The sequence below is a fragment of the Wolbachia endosymbiont (group A) of Sicus ferrugineus genome (assembly GCF_947251515.1).
Taxonomy (GTDB): Bacteria; Pseudomonadota; Alphaproteobacteria; order Rickettsiales; family Anaplasmataceae; genus Wolbachia.
This window is the reverse complement of record NZ_OX366370.1, coordinates 576,243-591,857: the sequence shown is the minus strand read 5'-3', so window position 1 is coordinate 591,857 and position 15,615 is coordinate 576,243. Positions and strand designations below refer to the sequence as shown.

16 protein-coding genes and 1 tRNA gene are annotated in these 15,615 nt (G+C 36.6%); 10 read left to right on the top strand and 7 right to left on the bottom strand.

Going from position 1 to position 15,615, the window contains the following annotated elements:
- Positions 1-7: 7 nt before the first annotated feature.
- Entirely contained in the window at positions 8-1,363 is a 1,356-nt protein-coding gene (locus OPR24_RS03070; RefSeq protein WP_265033900.1) for a PD-(D/E)XK nuclease domain-containing protein, read from the top strand.
- Between the two features lie 63 nt (positions 1,364-1,426).
- Positions 1,427-2,101 (top strand): hypothetical protein, encoded by a 675-nt coding sequence (locus OPR24_RS03065; RefSeq protein ID WP_265033898.1) that lies wholly within the window; start codon positions 1,427-1,429, stop codon positions 2,099-2,101.
- Between the two features lie 601 nt (positions 2,102-2,702).
- Here OPR24_RS03065 and OPR24_RS03060 read toward each other — a convergent pair.
- Positions 2,703-4,922, bottom strand: coding sequence for a transketolase family protein (locus OPR24_RS03060; RefSeq protein WP_265033896.1), 2,220 nt, complete (start codon positions 4,920-4,922; stop codon positions 2,703-2,705).
- Positions 4,923-5,027: 105 nt separating this feature from the next.
- Here OPR24_RS03060 and rpsD point away from each other — a divergent pair, with 105 nt between their 5' ends.
- From rpsD to OPR24_RS03020, 8 genes are all read left to right on the top strand, one after another.
- The gene (gene rpsD / locus OPR24_RS03055) at positions 5,028-5,642 is read left to right on the top strand and encodes a 30S ribosomal protein S4 (protein ID WP_265033894.1); all 615 of its coding nucleotides are present in this window, start codon (positions 5,028-5,030) and stop codon (positions 5,640-5,642) included.
- 10 nt (positions 5,643-5,652) lie between these two features.
- Positions 5,653-5,739, top strand: a tRNA-Leu gene (locus OPR24_RS03050).
- A gap of 30 nt (positions 5,740-5,769) precedes the next feature.
- Entirely contained in the window at positions 5,770-5,970 is a 201-nt protein-coding gene (gene iscX / locus OPR24_RS03045) for a Fe-S cluster assembly protein IscX (protein ID WP_064125440.1), read from the top strand.
- A 467-nt stretch (positions 5,971-6,437) separates the two neighbouring features.
- Positions 6,438-6,779 (top strand): DUF721 domain-containing protein, encoded by a 342-nt coding sequence (locus tag OPR24_RS03040; RefSeq protein ID WP_182182927.1) that lies wholly within the window; start codon positions 6,438-6,440, stop codon positions 6,777-6,779.
- Positions 6,780-6,816: 37 nt separating this feature from the next.
- Positions 6,817-7,131: a 50S ribosomal protein L28 gene (rpmB, locus tag OPR24_RS03035; protein WP_265033891.1), complete on the top strand. Its 315-nt coding sequence runs from the start codon at positions 6,817-6,819 to the stop codon at positions 7,129-7,131.
- Positions 7,124-7,987, top strand: coding sequence for a lipoyl synthase (gene lipA / locus OPR24_RS03030; RefSeq protein WP_264732375.1), 864 nt, complete (start codon positions 7,124-7,126; stop codon positions 7,985-7,987). The genes rpmB and lipA overlap by 8 nt, the downstream gene beginning before the upstream one ends.
- A 60-nt stretch (positions 7,988-8,047) precedes the next feature.
- Positions 8,048-8,764, top strand: a complete 717-nt coding sequence (ubiE, locus tag OPR24_RS03025) for a bifunctional demethylmenaquinone methyltransferase/2-methoxy-6-polyprenyl-1,4-benzoquinol methylase UbiE (RefSeq protein WP_265033889.1) — start codon at positions 8,048-8,050, stop codon at positions 8,762-8,764.
- The gene (locus OPR24_RS03020; RefSeq protein WP_265033887.1) at positions 8,761-9,867 is read left to right on the top strand and encodes an FtsW/RodA/SpoVE family cell cycle protein; all 1,107 of its coding nucleotides are present in this window, start codon (positions 8,761-8,763) and stop codon (positions 9,865-9,867) included. The genes ubiE and OPR24_RS03020 overlap by 4 nt, the downstream gene beginning before the upstream one ends.
- 194 nt (positions 9,868-10,061) lie before the next feature.
- Here OPR24_RS03020 and OPR24_RS03015 read toward each other — a convergent pair whose 3' ends face one another.
- The 6 genes from OPR24_RS03015 to argS form a co-directional block, all read right to left on the bottom strand.
- Complete coding sequence (locus OPR24_RS03015; protein ID WP_265033884.1) at positions 10,062-10,916, bottom strand: Rpn family recombination-promoting nuclease/putative transposase; 855 nt, start codon at positions 10,914-10,916, stop codon at positions 10,062-10,064.
- A 212-nt stretch (positions 10,917-11,128) separates the two neighbouring features.
- On the bottom strand, positions 11,129-11,908 hold the full coding sequence (locus tag OPR24_RS03010) for an ankyrin repeat domain-containing protein (RefSeq protein WP_406833293.1): 780 nt from the start codon (positions 11,906-11,908) through the stop codon (positions 11,129-11,131).
- A 39-nt stretch (positions 11,909-11,947) separates the two neighbouring features.
- Positions 11,948-12,646 carry an ankyrin repeat domain-containing protein gene (locus tag OPR24_RS03005; protein WP_265033880.1) on the bottom strand — a complete coding sequence of 233 codons (699 nt, stop codon included), beginning with the start codon at positions 12,644-12,646 and terminating at the stop codon, positions 11,948-11,950.
- A gap of 158 nt (positions 12,647-12,804) precedes the next feature.
- Entirely contained in the window at positions 12,805-13,107 is a 303-nt protein-coding gene (locus tag OPR24_RS03000; RefSeq protein WP_265033878.1) for a type II toxin-antitoxin system RelE family toxin, read from the bottom strand.
- On the bottom strand, positions 13,085-13,309 hold the full coding sequence (locus OPR24_RS02995; protein ID WP_265025506.1) for a hypothetical protein: 225 nt from the start codon (positions 13,307-13,309) through the stop codon (positions 13,085-13,087). The genes OPR24_RS03000 and OPR24_RS02995 overlap by 23 nt, the downstream gene beginning before the upstream one ends.
- A 95-nt stretch (positions 13,310-13,404) precedes the next feature.
- Positions 13,405-15,111 carry an arginine--tRNA ligase gene (gene argS / locus OPR24_RS02990; protein WP_265033876.1) on the bottom strand — a complete coding sequence of 569 codons (1,707 nt, stop codon included), beginning with the start codon at positions 15,109-15,111 and terminating at the stop codon, positions 13,405-13,407.
- Positions 15,112-15,615: the final 504 nt, after the last annotated feature.

The window sequence follows — 15,615 nt, the reverse complement described above, 5'->3', positions numbered from 1 at the left end:
AGTGTTTATGCATGGTAATGGTGAAGATCATGAATTAGTTAGGGATTTATTAAATGGAAATTGTACTGAATTCAGTAGGAAGTTTGGGGATTTTTTAAACAATTGTCCATCTTTTTTGCATTCTGCTAATAAGCACGGCTTTTTTCCTGCATTCTTCTTTGGCATGTTTGCTACTGCACATGATTCTGGTATTGCAGATCCAAATGATGAAAGAATTTATTTTCGTTTTGACGGTTGTGGAAATCTGAAAGTTGCAGTTCTTACTAATGAAGAAGATAGAAGAATAGTAAGGTGTTATACTATTGCTGATAATGAGAACAGCCCTGGGTCAAGGTTTAGTGCAGAAGAGAAGCAGCAGGTAGAAGAGAATCTTCCACAAGAATTACAGGAAGATGAGGATCTGGACTGGGAAGAGTATAAAATATTTCGGTTTGGAGAAGAATGTAGGTTTATTCATGAAATAGATAGATTTCCTCAACGTGATGAACCTGGAGCTCCAATTTTTCATGAAATTAACCCAATCAGAGAACAAGGTGAATTGTTAGACCTGATGAATGAGTTGGCAAATGATGATGCAGGAGAAGTGCGTACTAATGTTAAAAGAATTTTGGAATATATTATTGATATCCATGATGAACATGAAGATAGCTTAGTGTTTCGTGCAGAGTCTGATTACCACGGTTTTCTGTGTGGTCTTTTAGTAAATTTTAGATACCGAGCTGTGGCTGATTTCTACCCAGAGCTACTTATAGGAAAAGGTTATGCAGATGTTGTTTTGCTTGTTCGTGGTGTTGATCAGGCAAATGATTCGGTTCCAATTATAATTGAGTTGAAGGTTGGTGATGAGGAAGGGTTAGAGCAAGCTAAAGATTATGCTAAAAGTTGTTCTGTTTCGTCTTTGCCTATTCATACCTCATCACCAAGTGCTGTTTGTGTAGCGTTAAATTTTCAATTGCGTGGAGGTGCTGGTCTCCGAACTTCTGTGCAGGCCTTTTCAGAAGGCGGTCTTTCCTTAATACCGGGTTTACTACATCCTCATGGAAATGGAGTTAGGGGAAATGTAAAACGTTTTTTACAACCCATAGCACCAGAGTTCACTCAATCGCCTCATTGTAATACTTTTTCCTGTATCTCATCGTTTGTTTTTGGAAATGTTTTATCTACAAGGAGGGACTTAGAAACAGATGATGGGCGGGAGGTAAGGGTTACCAAGTATCTATTTAACCACTCTCAGAGAGAGAAAATGAAACGTACAGGTGGTAGGGGAGATGCAGCAGATATTGTAAGCCATGCGTTAACTTTAGCTCTATTTTTATCAAATATTGGTTTTGTTGTGCTTCACATTTTTCGTCGTTTAAAGTAGCAGACTTTACCAGATAAGGCATTGAACCTGTCGTTACTACCTCAAGCCACAGATGATGCTAAGGTGCGTCAAGTACTTTGTGAAGTAGATGTCCAGGGTCATCTGGAAGTGGCTTCTGCAAAGAAATTCGAATCACTACGTGCTTACTCACGTTCTCATAGTGAAGGTTATTTCGAGGGGAGGTTCTCAGAACAAATGGGTAATGTTAGGAACTTACATCAATTTGCAGATCAGTTGATGAGTGCTGAGCCTAATTTTGGTAATGATGGTAATGTGAATGGTGAGTACAGGGCTAGGTATAAAGTTTTATTTAATGAGATTTCTCGTCTGTTGTCTCCGTTATTAAATGGAAACCGTCTACTTGTGAACAATGAAGCTAAATTTCAGGCTTTGTTGCGTGGGATATTTCAAAGTTGCGATAATCCTGCCAAGGTAATTATTGAGTTCCAGCTACAGAGAGGAAGGAAAATAGACCTAGTATTATCAAAATCTGCGGAAAATGATGATACTCATCCAATTGGAATAGAGTTGAAGTATGCTAACACCGCAGAACAAGTTGAACGAAAAAGGGTGGAGGCAAATCGACAGTTAAGTGAATACGAATTTTGTGGAGGATGCAAGCGTATTACTGGGGGAGATGCGATGGTTTTGTTATACGCTATATTGAATGCTGTAGGACAAGAGCAGGATCTGATATTGATTGGTGGGCTTCGTAGAGCATCTGGGTTTTCTAGATGACTTTGTAACTAATAAAAGTACCAAAGATAAGGTTGTTTATGGGTAAAATTATGCATTAAGCTCTAGAGTACGTTTGAGTAAGGTTGGAGAAAAAGCAAGGTCTTTGAGCAAGAAAATTTGATTTATGTTTTCTTAAGTTAAAGTTAACCTGATGAAGTTTGTATAATTTATTGTTGGAGTTTTTTTGTTCTATTTTTACTGTAAGTTCAATCTGCTCTATCTTTGGTCTTTTTTTCTTAGTTTTGCAGCAAGTCTAATATTTTTACTACTTAATGGAATAACTTGCAGAAAGTGGAGATATAATGCTAAGGCAGAGGAGCTCAGACAGTTGCCTTAAAACAATAAAGAAATAGTAAAGGCAAAAAGATACGCTTGCATAGTTTGAAAGCTTTCTATAGGATAAGCCTCACCTGATTTACAAATAGAAATTGTTATGTTAGATGTTTGCTATTTATTCTTAAGCTCATTTTAACAGCATTTTGCTTTTTTTAGTATGTAGGGATTTTCTAGGAATGATCCTGTTGAATTCTATGATATTATTTTTTGTAACATTGTTATACATATCATGATAAGGGGGCTGGCGAAGCTTGTCAAGTAGTTTCTATTGAATATATACAGTGGAATGATAAAATTCACACACACATTTTACTACATGATCGGCGCTGATATTAAAATGCTTATAGAGTGCTTTATAAGGTGCTGATTCTCCGAAGCTTTTCATGCCAATAAATATACCGTTTGAACCTATATATTTATGCCAACCCATTTCACTTCCGGCTTCAATTGCAACTTTAATGCTGTCATTATTTAATATTGCTGCTTTATATACATCACTTTGCTCATCAAAAAGTCTCCAGCATGGCATAGAAACAACCCTTGTATCTATACCCTTTTCCTGCAATTTCTCCCTTGCTTCAATTGCAATTTCAACCTCGGACCCCGTAGCAAATATTGTCACTTTTAATTCTTTTGAACATTCACACAAAATATATGCACCAAACTTCGATAGATTAGCAGATTGATCGATATCAGAATAGAGTTTGCGCATGTAATTGACATTTTGCCTTGAGAGCGCAAACAGTGCAGGTGACTCTTTTTTTTCGAGTGCAATGCTAACACACTCTAGAGTTTCAACTGCATCGGCTGGCCTAAAAACATATAGATTTGGTATAGCACGCAAAGAAGCTAAATGCTCTATTGGTTGGTGAGTTGGGCCATCTTCTCCCACTCCAATTGAGTCATGAGTCATCACATAGATAACCTGCTGTTTCATCAGAGCTGAAAGACGTATAGCAGGACGACAGTAGTCGGAAAATACCAAAAAAGTGCCACTATAAGGAAGAATCGCGCCGTGAAGAGCCATACCATTCATACATGCTGCCATAGCGTGTTCTCTCACTCCATAGTGGACATAAGAACCACTATAATTATTACTATCTATTACCTGCATGTGCTTATATTTAGTGCAATTTGACCCAGTAAGATCAGCAGAACCGCCGATTAATTCCGGCATATGTTGTGTTAAAAGTTCCATTACCATGCCGAAAGAAGAACGTGTAGCTTCATTTGGCATTAGCTCACATATTTGTTTCTTCAGGTCAGCTAAAACACTATCGATATTATCCGGCAAACGCTTATCAAGTCTTCTTTTTAGTTCTTCATTTTTTTCTCTGGATTCCAGTGTCACGCACTGGAATGACACCGAATTGATGTTATCCGGCAGACGCTCATCTAGTCGCCTTTGAAGTTCTGCATGATACCCTGTCATCCCAGCATTCTCTTCTGTCATCCCAGTGCTTGACACTGGGATCCATTCTTTTCCTTCTTTCCTAGATTCCAGTGTCAAGCACTGGAATGACACCGAGTCTGGTGAACGCTCATCGAGTCTTCTGTGAAGTTCTTTATTCTCACTAGTCAAGGACACCGAACTGTAATTTTGCCTTGCTCTTTCAACTGTTTTCATCCAGGCATTTTTTACATCATCTGGCACATGAAATGGTTCATAATTCCAGTTTAATTTCTCTCTCATCTGTTTGATGTCTTCCTCCGAAAAAGCACCACTGTGAGCAGAGGATGTGCCAGCACGGCTTGAAAATTTTCCGATAATAGTTTTGCAGCAGATCATTGTAGGTTTATCAGACTTTTTTGCTTGCTCTATTGCAAGGGATATGGCATTAAAATCATGGCCATCAATTTTGTCAACATTCCATCCATACGCTAAGAAGCGTTTCTCTACATCATCAGAGCAGGAAAGGCAAGTAGCGCCATCTATAGAGATATCATTATCATCAAAAAGGGCTATTAATTTATTCAATTTAAGGTGCCCAGCAAGTGATGCTGCTTCATGGCTTATTCCTTCCATAAGACAGCCATCCCCTAGCATTACGTAAGTGTAGTGATTGATTCTGAATTGCTTTTTAAGGATTGATTCAGCAAGTGCCATGCCAACAGCAGCGGCAAATCCCTGACCGAGCGGGCCTGTTGTTGCCTCTACCCCGGAAGTCAAGCCAAACTCTGGATGACCTGGGGTCTTGGATCCCATTTGCCTGAAGTTTTTTAGCTCATCTATGCTAGTATAACCTGTCAAATATAATATTGAGTATAGTAACATTGACCCATGACCGTTTGATAAAACAAAGCGATCTCTATTGAACCATTTAGAATCATCAGGATTATGATTCAGGTATTTAGCAAACAAAACAGTTGCAACATCTGCCATGCCAAGTGGCATACCTGGGTGTCCAGAGTTTGCTTTTTGTACTGCATCAATTGATAAAAAACGGATGGCGTTTGCCATAGATTCCAAAGGTAGATGATTCATAGAAAAACTTAAAAATAAAGTATAAAAGATTATACCAGCAAAAACAAGTTGACACTGAGTGCTAAAATCCTTAATAATCTAAAGTTAAATCGTGAGAGTTTTTATATGACAACTGTTATCACTAGAAAGTATAGGATTAGCCGTAGACTTGGTGTGAATTTATGGGGTAGAGCTAAAGACCCAGTAAACAAAAGGAAATACCCTCCAGGTCAACATGGTATTCTTGGATTCAAGAAGTTATCCGACTTTGGTAAGCAGTTTGCTGCGCATAAGAAATTTAAGTTTTACTATGCGATTTCAAGTAAGCAGCTCAGACGTACATTTTTAGATGCTTATAACAGAAGAGGTTATACGGCTGATAATTTTATCGGTATTTTAGAATCAAGGCTCAGTTCTGTTTTATACCACTCTAGTCTTGTGCCAACAATTTATGCAGCGAAGCAGCTCATATCTCATAAGCACGTTACAGTTAATGATAAGGTGGTCAACATATCGAGTTATCGAGTGAAACCAGGCGATATAATAAAAATAAGAGAAAGGGCAGCAAAAATCCCTGTAGTAGTAGAGGCTGAACAAAAACAAGAGCGCAAGGCTCCGGATTATTTAAAGACAGATAGTAAAGAGCATTCAGTGAAGTATTTGAGGTCACCTCAATATTCTGAGGTTCCTTATTCAGCAGACATGGAAGTCAATTTAGTAGTAGAGTTTTACTCTAGATAGATAAAAAAAAGCCCGTGTGGCGGAATCGGTAGACGCAGCGGACTTAAAATCCGTGGGTTTTGCGACCTTGGGAGTTCAAGTCTCCCCATGGGCACCAATTTAACTTAGCAGATAAATACAAAAAAGTATGAAATGGCTTGATATAGAAGATATTGTAGAAGCTCTGGAGGAAAAATTTCCAGATGAGAATATAATTAATATCAGATTCACTGAGCTTAAAAAAAAGGTCTTGAGTTTAGAGGAATTTGATGATGATGAAAAACGCTGTAACGAGAAAATACTCGAGGCCATTCAAGCAGCTTGGATTGAGGAAAGATTGACCACATAGCAATAAACCATACGCAAATGTGATTTCTATTGCAGTTTGCATATTGATTATGCTATTTTTTGGATCTAGCCTGGCAAGTTAATAATAATTTAACCAATTACAATTAAAACAGCTATAAGGTTAATTATGAGGCAAAGATGGCAGCACAAAAATTTTTGGATGGAACGTGATTACGACTTGCCTGACAAGTGCTACGTTGAGATAAATTTTACATAAAAATACTGCTTTTTACGGTGTGAGGCCAGAGGGTAGAGTCTTTGTAAAGCAGTTAGAAGGTTGTCATCTAAGTAGCGTGACATGGCCGCGAACACACCGCGGAGTGACGACTATGCGGTATGCGTTGCGGAGTGACGATTATGTATTTGTCGTCATACCGTCACGGTATCTCACAAACATGTAGCAGTAATGACAAAATCTCAAGTTATATGTATGCTTTTATATTATCTACCTACTAAAAAAACAGAAAAATGCTCAAACGTAGCGGTCCAAAAAAATTAAAGTCTATAATTGAAAATTACGCATTAAAATGCATGAAAAATAAGATTAGCAAAAATGAAATACGTCTGATTTTAAACTGGCGAAATATAGTAGGGAAAGAAATAGCAGAGTGTACAAAACCGAAAAAGATCTCATATGCACAGAATGTAAATTCTGGTGTATTGCATCTAGTAGTAACAAATGGCAGTAAAGCATTAGAAATTCAGCATATGATTTCTCTTATAATAGAAAAAATTACGATATTTTTTGGCTACAAAGCAGTATATGGTATAAAAATTAAGCAAGAGAGTATTGACTATTTGACTATATAAGGTAATCTAAGTACATAGAATAATTTGGTATATTGAAGTGAGTAGAGTTTGTGAATTAACAAATAGAAAAAAATCTTTTGGTAATAAGGTATCACATTCGAATCGTAAAACAAAGCGTACCTTTCTTTTAAATTTACATAAGGTTACGTTGGCAAGTGATATATTGAATAAAAAGTTTAGATTTCGTGTGGCAACAAGAACTTTGAGAACTATAGATTACAAAGGTGATTTAGATGCTTTTTTGCTCAACACAAGAACGATTAAACTAAGTGAAAAAGCGCAGAAGATAAAAAGAAGGTTGAAAAAAGTTTTAGTAAAGCAAGAGGTAGAGTTAGCCGTTTCAGATGCATAGCAAACCTCAATGGCTCAGAGCAAAAGCTCCTACCGGTGAAGTATTCAATGAAACTTTAAACATCGTTAAACTGCATAACTTACATACGGTATGTGAAGAAGCTGCATGTCCAAATATTGGTGAATGTTGGAATAAACGTCATGCTACTGTGATGATTCTTGGTTCTGTTTGCACTCGTGCTTGTGCATTTTGCAACGTTGCAACTGGCATTCCTGATAAACTAGACCCTCATGAGCCAGAAAATTTAGCAAAAGCGATAAAAAAGTTAAACTTAAAACATGTTGTCATTACCTCCGTTGATCGTGATGATTTACCAGATGGTGGCGCAAATCAGTTTATACAGTGCATAGAAGAAATTAGAAAGATAACTTCAGAAACAACAATAGAGATTTTAACTCCTGATTTTTTAAATAAGAAAGGAGCATTTGAAGCAATTGCTGTTGCATCACCTGATGTCTATAACCACAATATTGAAACAGTGCCGAGATTGTATGCAAAAATAAGACCACGAGCTCGCTATTTTCATTCACTATATTTGTTGAAGATGGTAAAGCAGATTAATCCTAAAGTTTTCACAAAGTCAGGGCTTATGGTTGGTCTTGGAGAAACAAAAGAGGAAATACTTCAGGTTATGGACGATTTGCGCAGTGCTGAGGTTGATTTTATTACAATTGGTCAATATCTACAACCAACTCCAAAACATGCAAAACTTGATAGGTATGTTACCCCAGAGGAATTTGAGCATTATAAATACGTTGCTTACTCCAAAGGTTTCTTAGTGGTTGCATCAAGCCCACTAACTCGGTCATCATACCACGCTGAAGAAGATTTCAACAGGCTCAAGGCCTGTCGTTGACATTTGTGTTAATTCAAATTAATTTTTACTAATTATAAAGGAGTTGAGCGACTTTACGTAATGTCTACTATAAAAATCGAGAAGAAATCACAATTAGTTAAAGAGGTATTCGATTCCGTGGCAAGTCGCTACGACACCATGAATGATATAATGAGCCTCGGAATGCATAGATTATGGAAAGATAAGATAGTAAATAGTGTGCATTTTACAAAAAACTCTAAGATTTTAGATGTTGCTGGAGGAACTGGAGATATAGCAATAAGAATAGTAAGAAAAGAGCCAAGTGCTAAGGTTACAGTATGTGACATAAATCAAAATATGCTAAGCAGAGGACGTGATAAAGCTATAAATTCAAACCAAATTAATTTTGATTGGGTATGTGCGAATGCAGAAAGTTTACCATTTGAAGACTCCGAATTTGATTATTGCACAATAGCTTTTGGCATTCGAAACGTTTCTGACCGCAAGAAGGCTTTAAATGAGGCGCACAGGGTATTAAAACCACATGGGAAATTTATCTGCTTAGAATTTGCCCCTATGCACTATCAAAATGAGATATTTACCAAACTTTATGACTTATATTCATTTAAAGTAATTCCTAAAATTGGCAGCATAGTTGCTAAAGACAGGAGTTCTTATGAATATTTAGTGAAGAGCATTAGAGAGTTTCCAACTCAGGCTGATTTTAAAATGGAAATTGAAGAGGTAGGCTTTAAGAATGTTGAGTTTCATAATATGAGCTATGGAATAGTGGCATTACACATTGGAACAAAATGAATATTAAATTCTGGTATAGAACGCTGGATTATTATCTCATCCTTCCAGTGTTTTTTTTGCTCACTATAAGCTTCATTCTTGTTTATTCAGCAAGCCCTGTAATTGCGCAGCGTCTTTCTTTACCACAAGATTATTTTATACGGCGCCATACAATTTATATAGTCCTGTCACTAATTACCCTGGTGACATTTTCTTTTCTCAACACAAGAACTATACTTAACCTCTCATTCGCAGGTTTCATTTTATTTACTATTTTAGTGGCAGCTGCGATAATACTTGGTATAGAGGTAAAAGGTGCAAAACGATGGTTACATATTGTCAAAATTTCAGTTCAACCATCTGAGTTCGTAAGGCCATTTTTTTCTGTTGTTATAGCTAGTGTCTTAGCCAGCGGAATGAAGTTTAAAATGCACATATCAATCATAATATTTCTGTTAGTTTTTGTGTTGTTACTTTTGCAACCTGATTTCAGTATGTCCATGCTTTTAACATATTCTTTTATTGGTCAAATGTTTATTGCATGTATACCACTTTTATACTTTCTATGCATAATAGGAATGGCCACAACTGGAACTACAATAGCTTACTTATGCCTCCCACATATAAAGCAAAGGATTTACAATTTTGTCTTTTTTACACAACACGATAACTTTCAAGTCACAAAATCATTAGAAGCATTCAAAAGAGGTCAATTAACTGGAGTTGGACCTGGTGAAGGTAGCGTAAAAACCTCTCTTCCTGATTGTCATACAGATTTTGTGTTTTCTGTTTTAGCAGAAGAATTTGGTTTGATTACGTGCTTAGCCACATTGATGTTATTTGGCATCATTTCCGCCCGCTTGCTTTACGTTGCATATAGAGAAAATGAATTATTCAATCTATTGGTGATTCTTGGTATCTCAATTCAATTCATCACACAATTCATGATAAACACAGGGGTAACATTGAGTGTTTTTCCCACCACCGGCATAACCCTGCCACTACTTAGCTATGGTGGTTCTTCTCTTTTATCTTCGAGCATCGCACTTGGCATAATGCTGTCTTTCAGTAGAAATCAAGCTATCGCATTAAAGTTTCGTGAGCGTGTTATGCTTGTGGACTAGTGGTCACCCGCTCACAACTATTATTGGTATCCCTCCAAAATGGGTATCTGTTCAGATGAGTGGCAAGAGATATTATGAAATCTGAAAGAGTTATGTGGAAATTTTTCAGAAAATATTCCACTGACATGCTGAACAACAAATACATCACTATGTCGTTTATCGCAAAAACTTATATTTTTCGTAACCGTTCACACTTAATTCTGCAATTCTTTCATGGAAAGGCCAGTACACTTGACAATAGTGTTGACATCAACATTACTAGCCAGCATTGCTTTTGCAACTTCAATTTCCCTTTCTTTTCTACCTTCCTCTTTAGCAAGATCAAGTCTGTATTCAAGAATGGCTTCTTCTTTGCGCAGATCCATTATTCTTTCTTCATAAGCTACTAGATCTTTTTCATTCCAGTGAAACTTATCTAATTCATCATATGCTAGCTTTATTATTGGTGATTTTTCCGCAATTTTTCTGAGATCTTCGTCCGTTGTTTCATCTGCATATTTGAAAAAAAATAGCCAACGGTCTACTACACTTTCTAGTTGTTCTTCTCTACTCTTAGGAAATTTTAGCAGCTCTATGAAGATAAATTGAAAATCTTTTAAGTCATGCTCATTGGTTTTCTCATCTCTTATGGTATGGCTAGATATATAGTCAAGCTTATCAGGGAATAAGGTGCAATTTGAAATCGCGATAAAGAAAATCTTCTTTAAATCAACGTATTTACCAGATTTATCAGCTTGTCTTGAGTAAGCCTTAGCAGCATAAAGTTGTGCACGTTTTTCAAAGCCTTTATCACGAGTGAGATGCATCTCAATTATATACCTGTTCCCACTAGAATCCCTGCAAAGAACATCAACAATGCTTTGTTTGTCAGAAGCAATTTCAGGGTCCATAATGGTGCTTAAGAATTCTACTTCTTGTATAGTATTGACTTCAGTACATCCTAAAATATCGTTCAAAAAGTGGATAAGAATATTCTTATTTTTTTCAGTGCCAAAGATTTTCTTAAATGTTAAATCTAACTTTGGATCGAGAAATTTAGAAAGAGCCATAGTAAAAATACTGAAAAAAGATTAATAATTATACACTATTATTAACAACTATTCAACCATATTTTTAAGTATAGCTATACCGCAGCGGCGCTAACACGTAGCGGGATGACGGTTGTCAGGCTAGTACCTTCTCCTGTCATCCAAGTAGCCGATACTGGGATCAAGAAAAAAGGATGATGTCATGAAAGTAGCTGACACTGGAATCCAGCAGATCAAGCTTTCCGCTCATCCCCAGTTATGCCTTGTTCTTTTTCCACTTCATCCATTTCAGTACTAGGTTTTAACATCATATATGTGATACCACCAACTGCTAGTGCTGCTGCTGCAATTGCAGCCACTGCTATTACTATAGATATCAACTCAACTGCAACTGTTCCGGTTACAAAAAGTGCCACTGCTACAGCAGTGCCTAATACTGCGACTGCACCACTGGCAGAAATACTTTTATTAAGTGCTTGCTGCTTCAGTTGTTTTTCTTCTGCCTCTTTCAGAAGATTCTTTATGCTATCATCTTTAGCTAAATCTCTCGGAGTTTTACCATCTTTATTCTTTAATAAAGGATTTGCTTTTTTTTCTACCAAAGCTTTTACTACATCTTTATGGCCATGATAAGCAGCCAAATGCAAAGGAGTCCACAAATATGGTTTATATACTGCATTAATATTGATTCCTTCTGCTTTTAATAGAGCATCTACCACCTCTATGTGACCATTGGAAACAGCCTCATATAAAGGAGTTTCGCCGTCCCTATTCATTACATTAACATTGATTCCTTTTGCTTTTAATAGAGTATCTACCACCTTTATGTAACCCTTGGAAGCAGCCTTATATAGAGGAGTGTCGCCGTCCCCATCCCCATCCACTATATTAACCTTTATGTCTTCTCTCTTTAATAAAGAATTCACTATTCCCACATGATTATTCTTAACAGCCAAATATAAAGGAGCATAACCATCTCTCCCTATTGCATTAACATTTGCTCCATTTTCTATTAGAATGTTTACTACCTTTTCACGTTTGTGATTAACAGCTCAATGTAAAGGAGTATCTCCAAGCTTGTTTACTGCATCGATACTTGCTCCATTTTTTATGAGAATATTCAATATATTTGTGTCTCTTCTGCAAGCAGCCTCATGTAAAGGAGTATTTCTATATTCATTTACTGCATTAACATCTGCTCCATTTTTTAGCAAAATACATATGGCTTGTTCATTGGGTGGAAAGATAGCCTGATGTAAAGGAGTATCGCCATCCTTATTTTTTGCATTGATAATATCTGGTCTTTCCTTACATAGAACTTCTACTACCTTATGGCTGTAAGACTTAATAGCTAAATGTAAAGGAGGTAAAAAAAATGTTGCAACATTGACATCAATTTCTTTTGCTTTTAACAGAGCACCTGCTGCCTTTCCGCTGTTATGAAGGGCAGCTATATGCAAAGGGGTATATTTAGGATCTTTTGCATTTGCATTAACATTGATTCCCTCTGCCTTTAATAAAACATCTACTACCTTTTCGCTGTTATATCTAGCAGCTAAATGTAATAATGTGAATTCATCGTCTTCAAGTGGGTGATTTACATCAAAACCAGCCTCTTCCCACTTTTTATACTCATCTTCTCCATTTTCTGCTTTTAATTTCTCTTTTATTTTTTCAATTACGTTATCCTTACTTAAGCCTTCCTCCTTATCAACTGCGCTTAACATTCTTTTCCACTGCTCATAGTTCATTGTCATAATTTTACCCCTACTTCAAGAATATTTTAATTATCATGTATTATGGCAAAAAAATCAACTCATTTCTTCCAAAGGCTCTATATTGAAGATAGAAAGTCCAGAAGCGATCTAAGGTTTGTACGAGTTGCAGCGGTGAGGTCTTTCTTATATTTTTAATTGTGTAATCTTCTGTGTTTGTAAATGTTTTTTCTATGCCCCACTGCAGTAATAAGTACTTTACGTTCTGAATGATTTATGATGTAAATTATATGGTAGTTGCTAACCCTTATCCTATATTGCCCTCTAAAGCTATGACATAAAGGCTTTCCTAGATTAAAAGGATCAACTGTAAGGCGTTTCTTTATGGCCTCCTGAACCATTAATTTAATCTTTGCCGGAAGAGCTGGAATTTCTTTTTCAATAACATTTTTTAAGAATTTTATAGTGTAAGTTTTATTTCCAGATGTTTTCATCATCCTCTACTTCTTCTTCACCTTCAGAGAGGCGATCGTCAGCTATTTTGGATAGCTCTACATCTTCTTCGAACTCTTCTTCCACTAAATCTACTAAAACTTCAGGGATAGTTTTATTTTGAATCTCTGCCATTTCTGTAAGATACTGAGCCAATTTACTGTCAAAACTTACATTAACATTGAGCTTTTTTTGACTGTGAGCCATATATTAACCAAAAAATACTACTATAAACTATAACATTTTTACTTAATTTTGTCAATTTCTCTATTCGTTGAAAAAACAATCTTGCACAAAAAAAGTCAACTCATTTCTTCTAACGGTTCTATATTAAAGATGGAAAGTCCAGAAGCGATGACGTGTGCTAAGGCTTGTACAAGGAACATTCTTGCAGCGGTGAGGTTTAAGTTGTCTTCCAGTATGAACCGCGTGTTTAAATCACTCTTGCCATACCCCCATAAAACGTGAAACGCTTCTGCAACTTCAAGTAAGTAGAAAGTAATTCTGTGTGGCTCATAAAGCCTTGCTGCAGTTTCTACCACATCTAGCCACTTTGCTAAGGTTTTTATGAGGAAGAGCTCCCCATCGGTCTTTAAAAGTGAAGGATCTGCTGTTGGGAGCTCTTTTGGAGCATTACGCATTAATGAGTGAGCACGAGCATGCGCATATTGCACGTAAAAAATAGGGTTGTCTTTTGACTGTTCTTTAACTTTAGCAAAATCAAAGTCCAAGACCATATCATTCTTGCGTGTTAACATTATAAAACGAGTTATGTCCCTGCCAACTTCTTCCACTACATCTCTTGCTGTGAGGAAGTTTCCTGATCTTTTGGACATCTTAACAGGTTTGCCATTCTTGAAAAAATTCACAATATTATGCAGTTTTACCTCTATTTTTGCTTGATCATCACTCAGCGCAGAGACGACTGCTTTGAGCCTTTTGATATAACCACTATGATCACTACCGACTGCTACTATCATATTATTAAAACCACGTGATATCTTATCAAAATGATAAGCGATATCTGAGGCAAAATAAGTCCAACTGCCGTCCTCTTTCTTCAATGCGCGGTCAACGTCATCACCAAATTTTGTAGAGCGAAATAACATCTCTTTTCTGGGAGTCCAATTTTCACTTTCTTTGCCTTTTGGTTTCTCCAGGTACCCTTCATACACCAAACCCTTGTCAGACAATATCTTTATACTCTCTTCAATTTTGCCACTTTTTTGTAGCTCATACTCTGAAGTAAAAACATCATGACTTACCCCAAGTAAGTTCATGTCTTCCTTTATGAATTCTAAGATAGAACTTAAAGTATATTCCCTAATCACCTGATTATCTTGCTTTTCTAGAAGCTCCTTGCCATATTTTTTGGCCAGCCCATTCCCTATCGGTTTTAAATATTCACCTGGGTATAAACCTTTTTCGATGCTGATTTTTTCTCCCAGAGCTTCCTTATACCGCAAATATACTGACTTTATTAGTGTATCTATCTGCGCTCCAGCATCATTAATATAGTATTCCTTAGTAACTTTATAACCAACTTTTTTCAATAAATTTGCCAGAACGTTACCAAATACTGCCCCTCTTGCATGACCAATATGCAGTGGACCAGTTGGATTTGCAGATACAAACTCAACATTGATGGCCTGATTGTTCCCTATATCTAGGGTGCCAAACTCTGTTTTCAGCTCATTTATTTGTTTTAAAATTTCATGCCATACTTCTATTTTTAAGTGCATGTTGATGAAACCAGGGCCTGCTATTTCCACTTTTGCAACTTCATCAAAAGGTTTAAATTCTCTTGCTAACATCCCTGCAATCTCGACTGAATTCTTCTTTTCATGCTTTGCAAGCACCATAGCAACATTTGTATAGATATCACCATGTGCTCTATTGCTTGGAGGCTCTACAATAAAATTTACCGTACTTGTATTTATGACACCCCTTTGCTTCAACTCATTTAATTTGCTGGAAATTAGAGAGGAAACCTGTTTGAAAATGTTCATCAACTAGAAAAACTATGAAAACCTAGAGCAGTATAGCGAATAAGTTGTGCTAGTTGAAGGTTTATCTGATGTAATCTATAGCTAAAGTGACTTAGGTTTACCGACAATTTGAAGAACTGTCATTCCGCTACTCGTTAGCGGCCGCGGTGGTATGACGTGTTGCTCCGTGTCAGCTACTTGGATGACACCTATAGCCCTGTCATTCCAACGCGTAACGCTGGAATGACAAAGAAGAATGGGCTATTGGTTTTTCATATGGTTATGCAAGATCTTGATTCCCTTTACCTTTATGTACTAGGTCTTATGTTGTGCAGCAGACCCAACAGTCTTTTCTTTTATGGCATATATTATGTGAAGCCGCATAAGCCTATAACATTACTGACACCTGATTCAAAATATCACTTATATAAAAAACGCTGGTACTACATCATGAAAATCCCAAATTGTTTCTTTGCAAACTTCACAATCTCCTTTTTCTTCTGCACAACTAGTTATTCTTTTATC

Excerpts from the sequence above, each read along its gene's own strand:
- OPR24_RS03070 (WP_265033900.1), top strand. The coding sequence starts at position 8 with ATGCATGGTAATGGTGAAGATCATGAATTAGTTAGGGATTTATTAAAT.
- OPR24_RS03060 (WP_265033896.1), bottom strand. The coding sequence starts at position 4,922 with ATGAATCATCTACCTTTGGAATCTATGGCAAACGCCATCCGTTTTTTA.
- rpsD (WP_265033894.1), top strand. The coding sequence starts at position 5,028 with ATGACAACTGTTATCACTAGAAAGTATAGGATTAGCCGTAGACTTGGT.
- iscX (WP_064125440.1), top strand. The coding sequence starts at position 5,770 with ATGAAATGGCTTGATATAGAAGATATTGTAGAAGCTCTGGAGGAAAAA.
- OPR24_RS03040 (WP_182182927.1), top strand. The coding sequence starts at position 6,438 with ATGCTCAAACGTAGCGGTCCAAAAAAATTAAAGTCTATAATTGAAAAT.
- lipA (WP_264732375.1), top strand. The coding sequence starts at position 7,124 with ATGCATAGCAAACCTCAATGGCTCAGAGCAAAAGCTCCTACCGGTGAA.
- ubiE (WP_265033889.1), top strand. The coding sequence starts at position 8,048 with ATGTCTACTATAAAAATCGAGAAGAAATCACAATTAGTTAAAGAGGTA.
- OPR24_RS03020 (WP_265033887.1), top strand. The coding sequence starts at position 8,761 with ATGAATATTAAATTCTGGTATAGAACGCTGGATTATTATCTCATCCTT.
- OPR24_RS03015 (WP_265033884.1), bottom strand. The coding sequence starts at position 10,916 with ATGGCTCTTTCTAAATTTCTCGATCCAAAGTTAGATTTAACATTTAAG.
- OPR24_RS03005 (WP_265033880.1), bottom strand. The coding sequence starts at position 12,646 with ATGAACTATGAGCAGTGGAAAAGAATGTTAAGCGCAGTTGATAAGGAG.
- OPR24_RS03000 (WP_265033878.1), bottom strand. The coding sequence starts at position 13,107 with ATGATGAAAACATCTGGAAATAAAACTTACACTATAAAATTCTTAAAA.
- OPR24_RS02995 (WP_265025506.1), bottom strand. The coding sequence starts at position 13,309 with ATGGCTCACAGTCAAAAAAAGCTCAATGTTAATGTAAGTTTTGACAGT.
- argS (WP_265033876.1), bottom strand. The coding sequence starts at position 15,111 with ATGAACATTTTCAAACAGGTTTCCTCTCTAATTTCCAGCAAATTAAAT.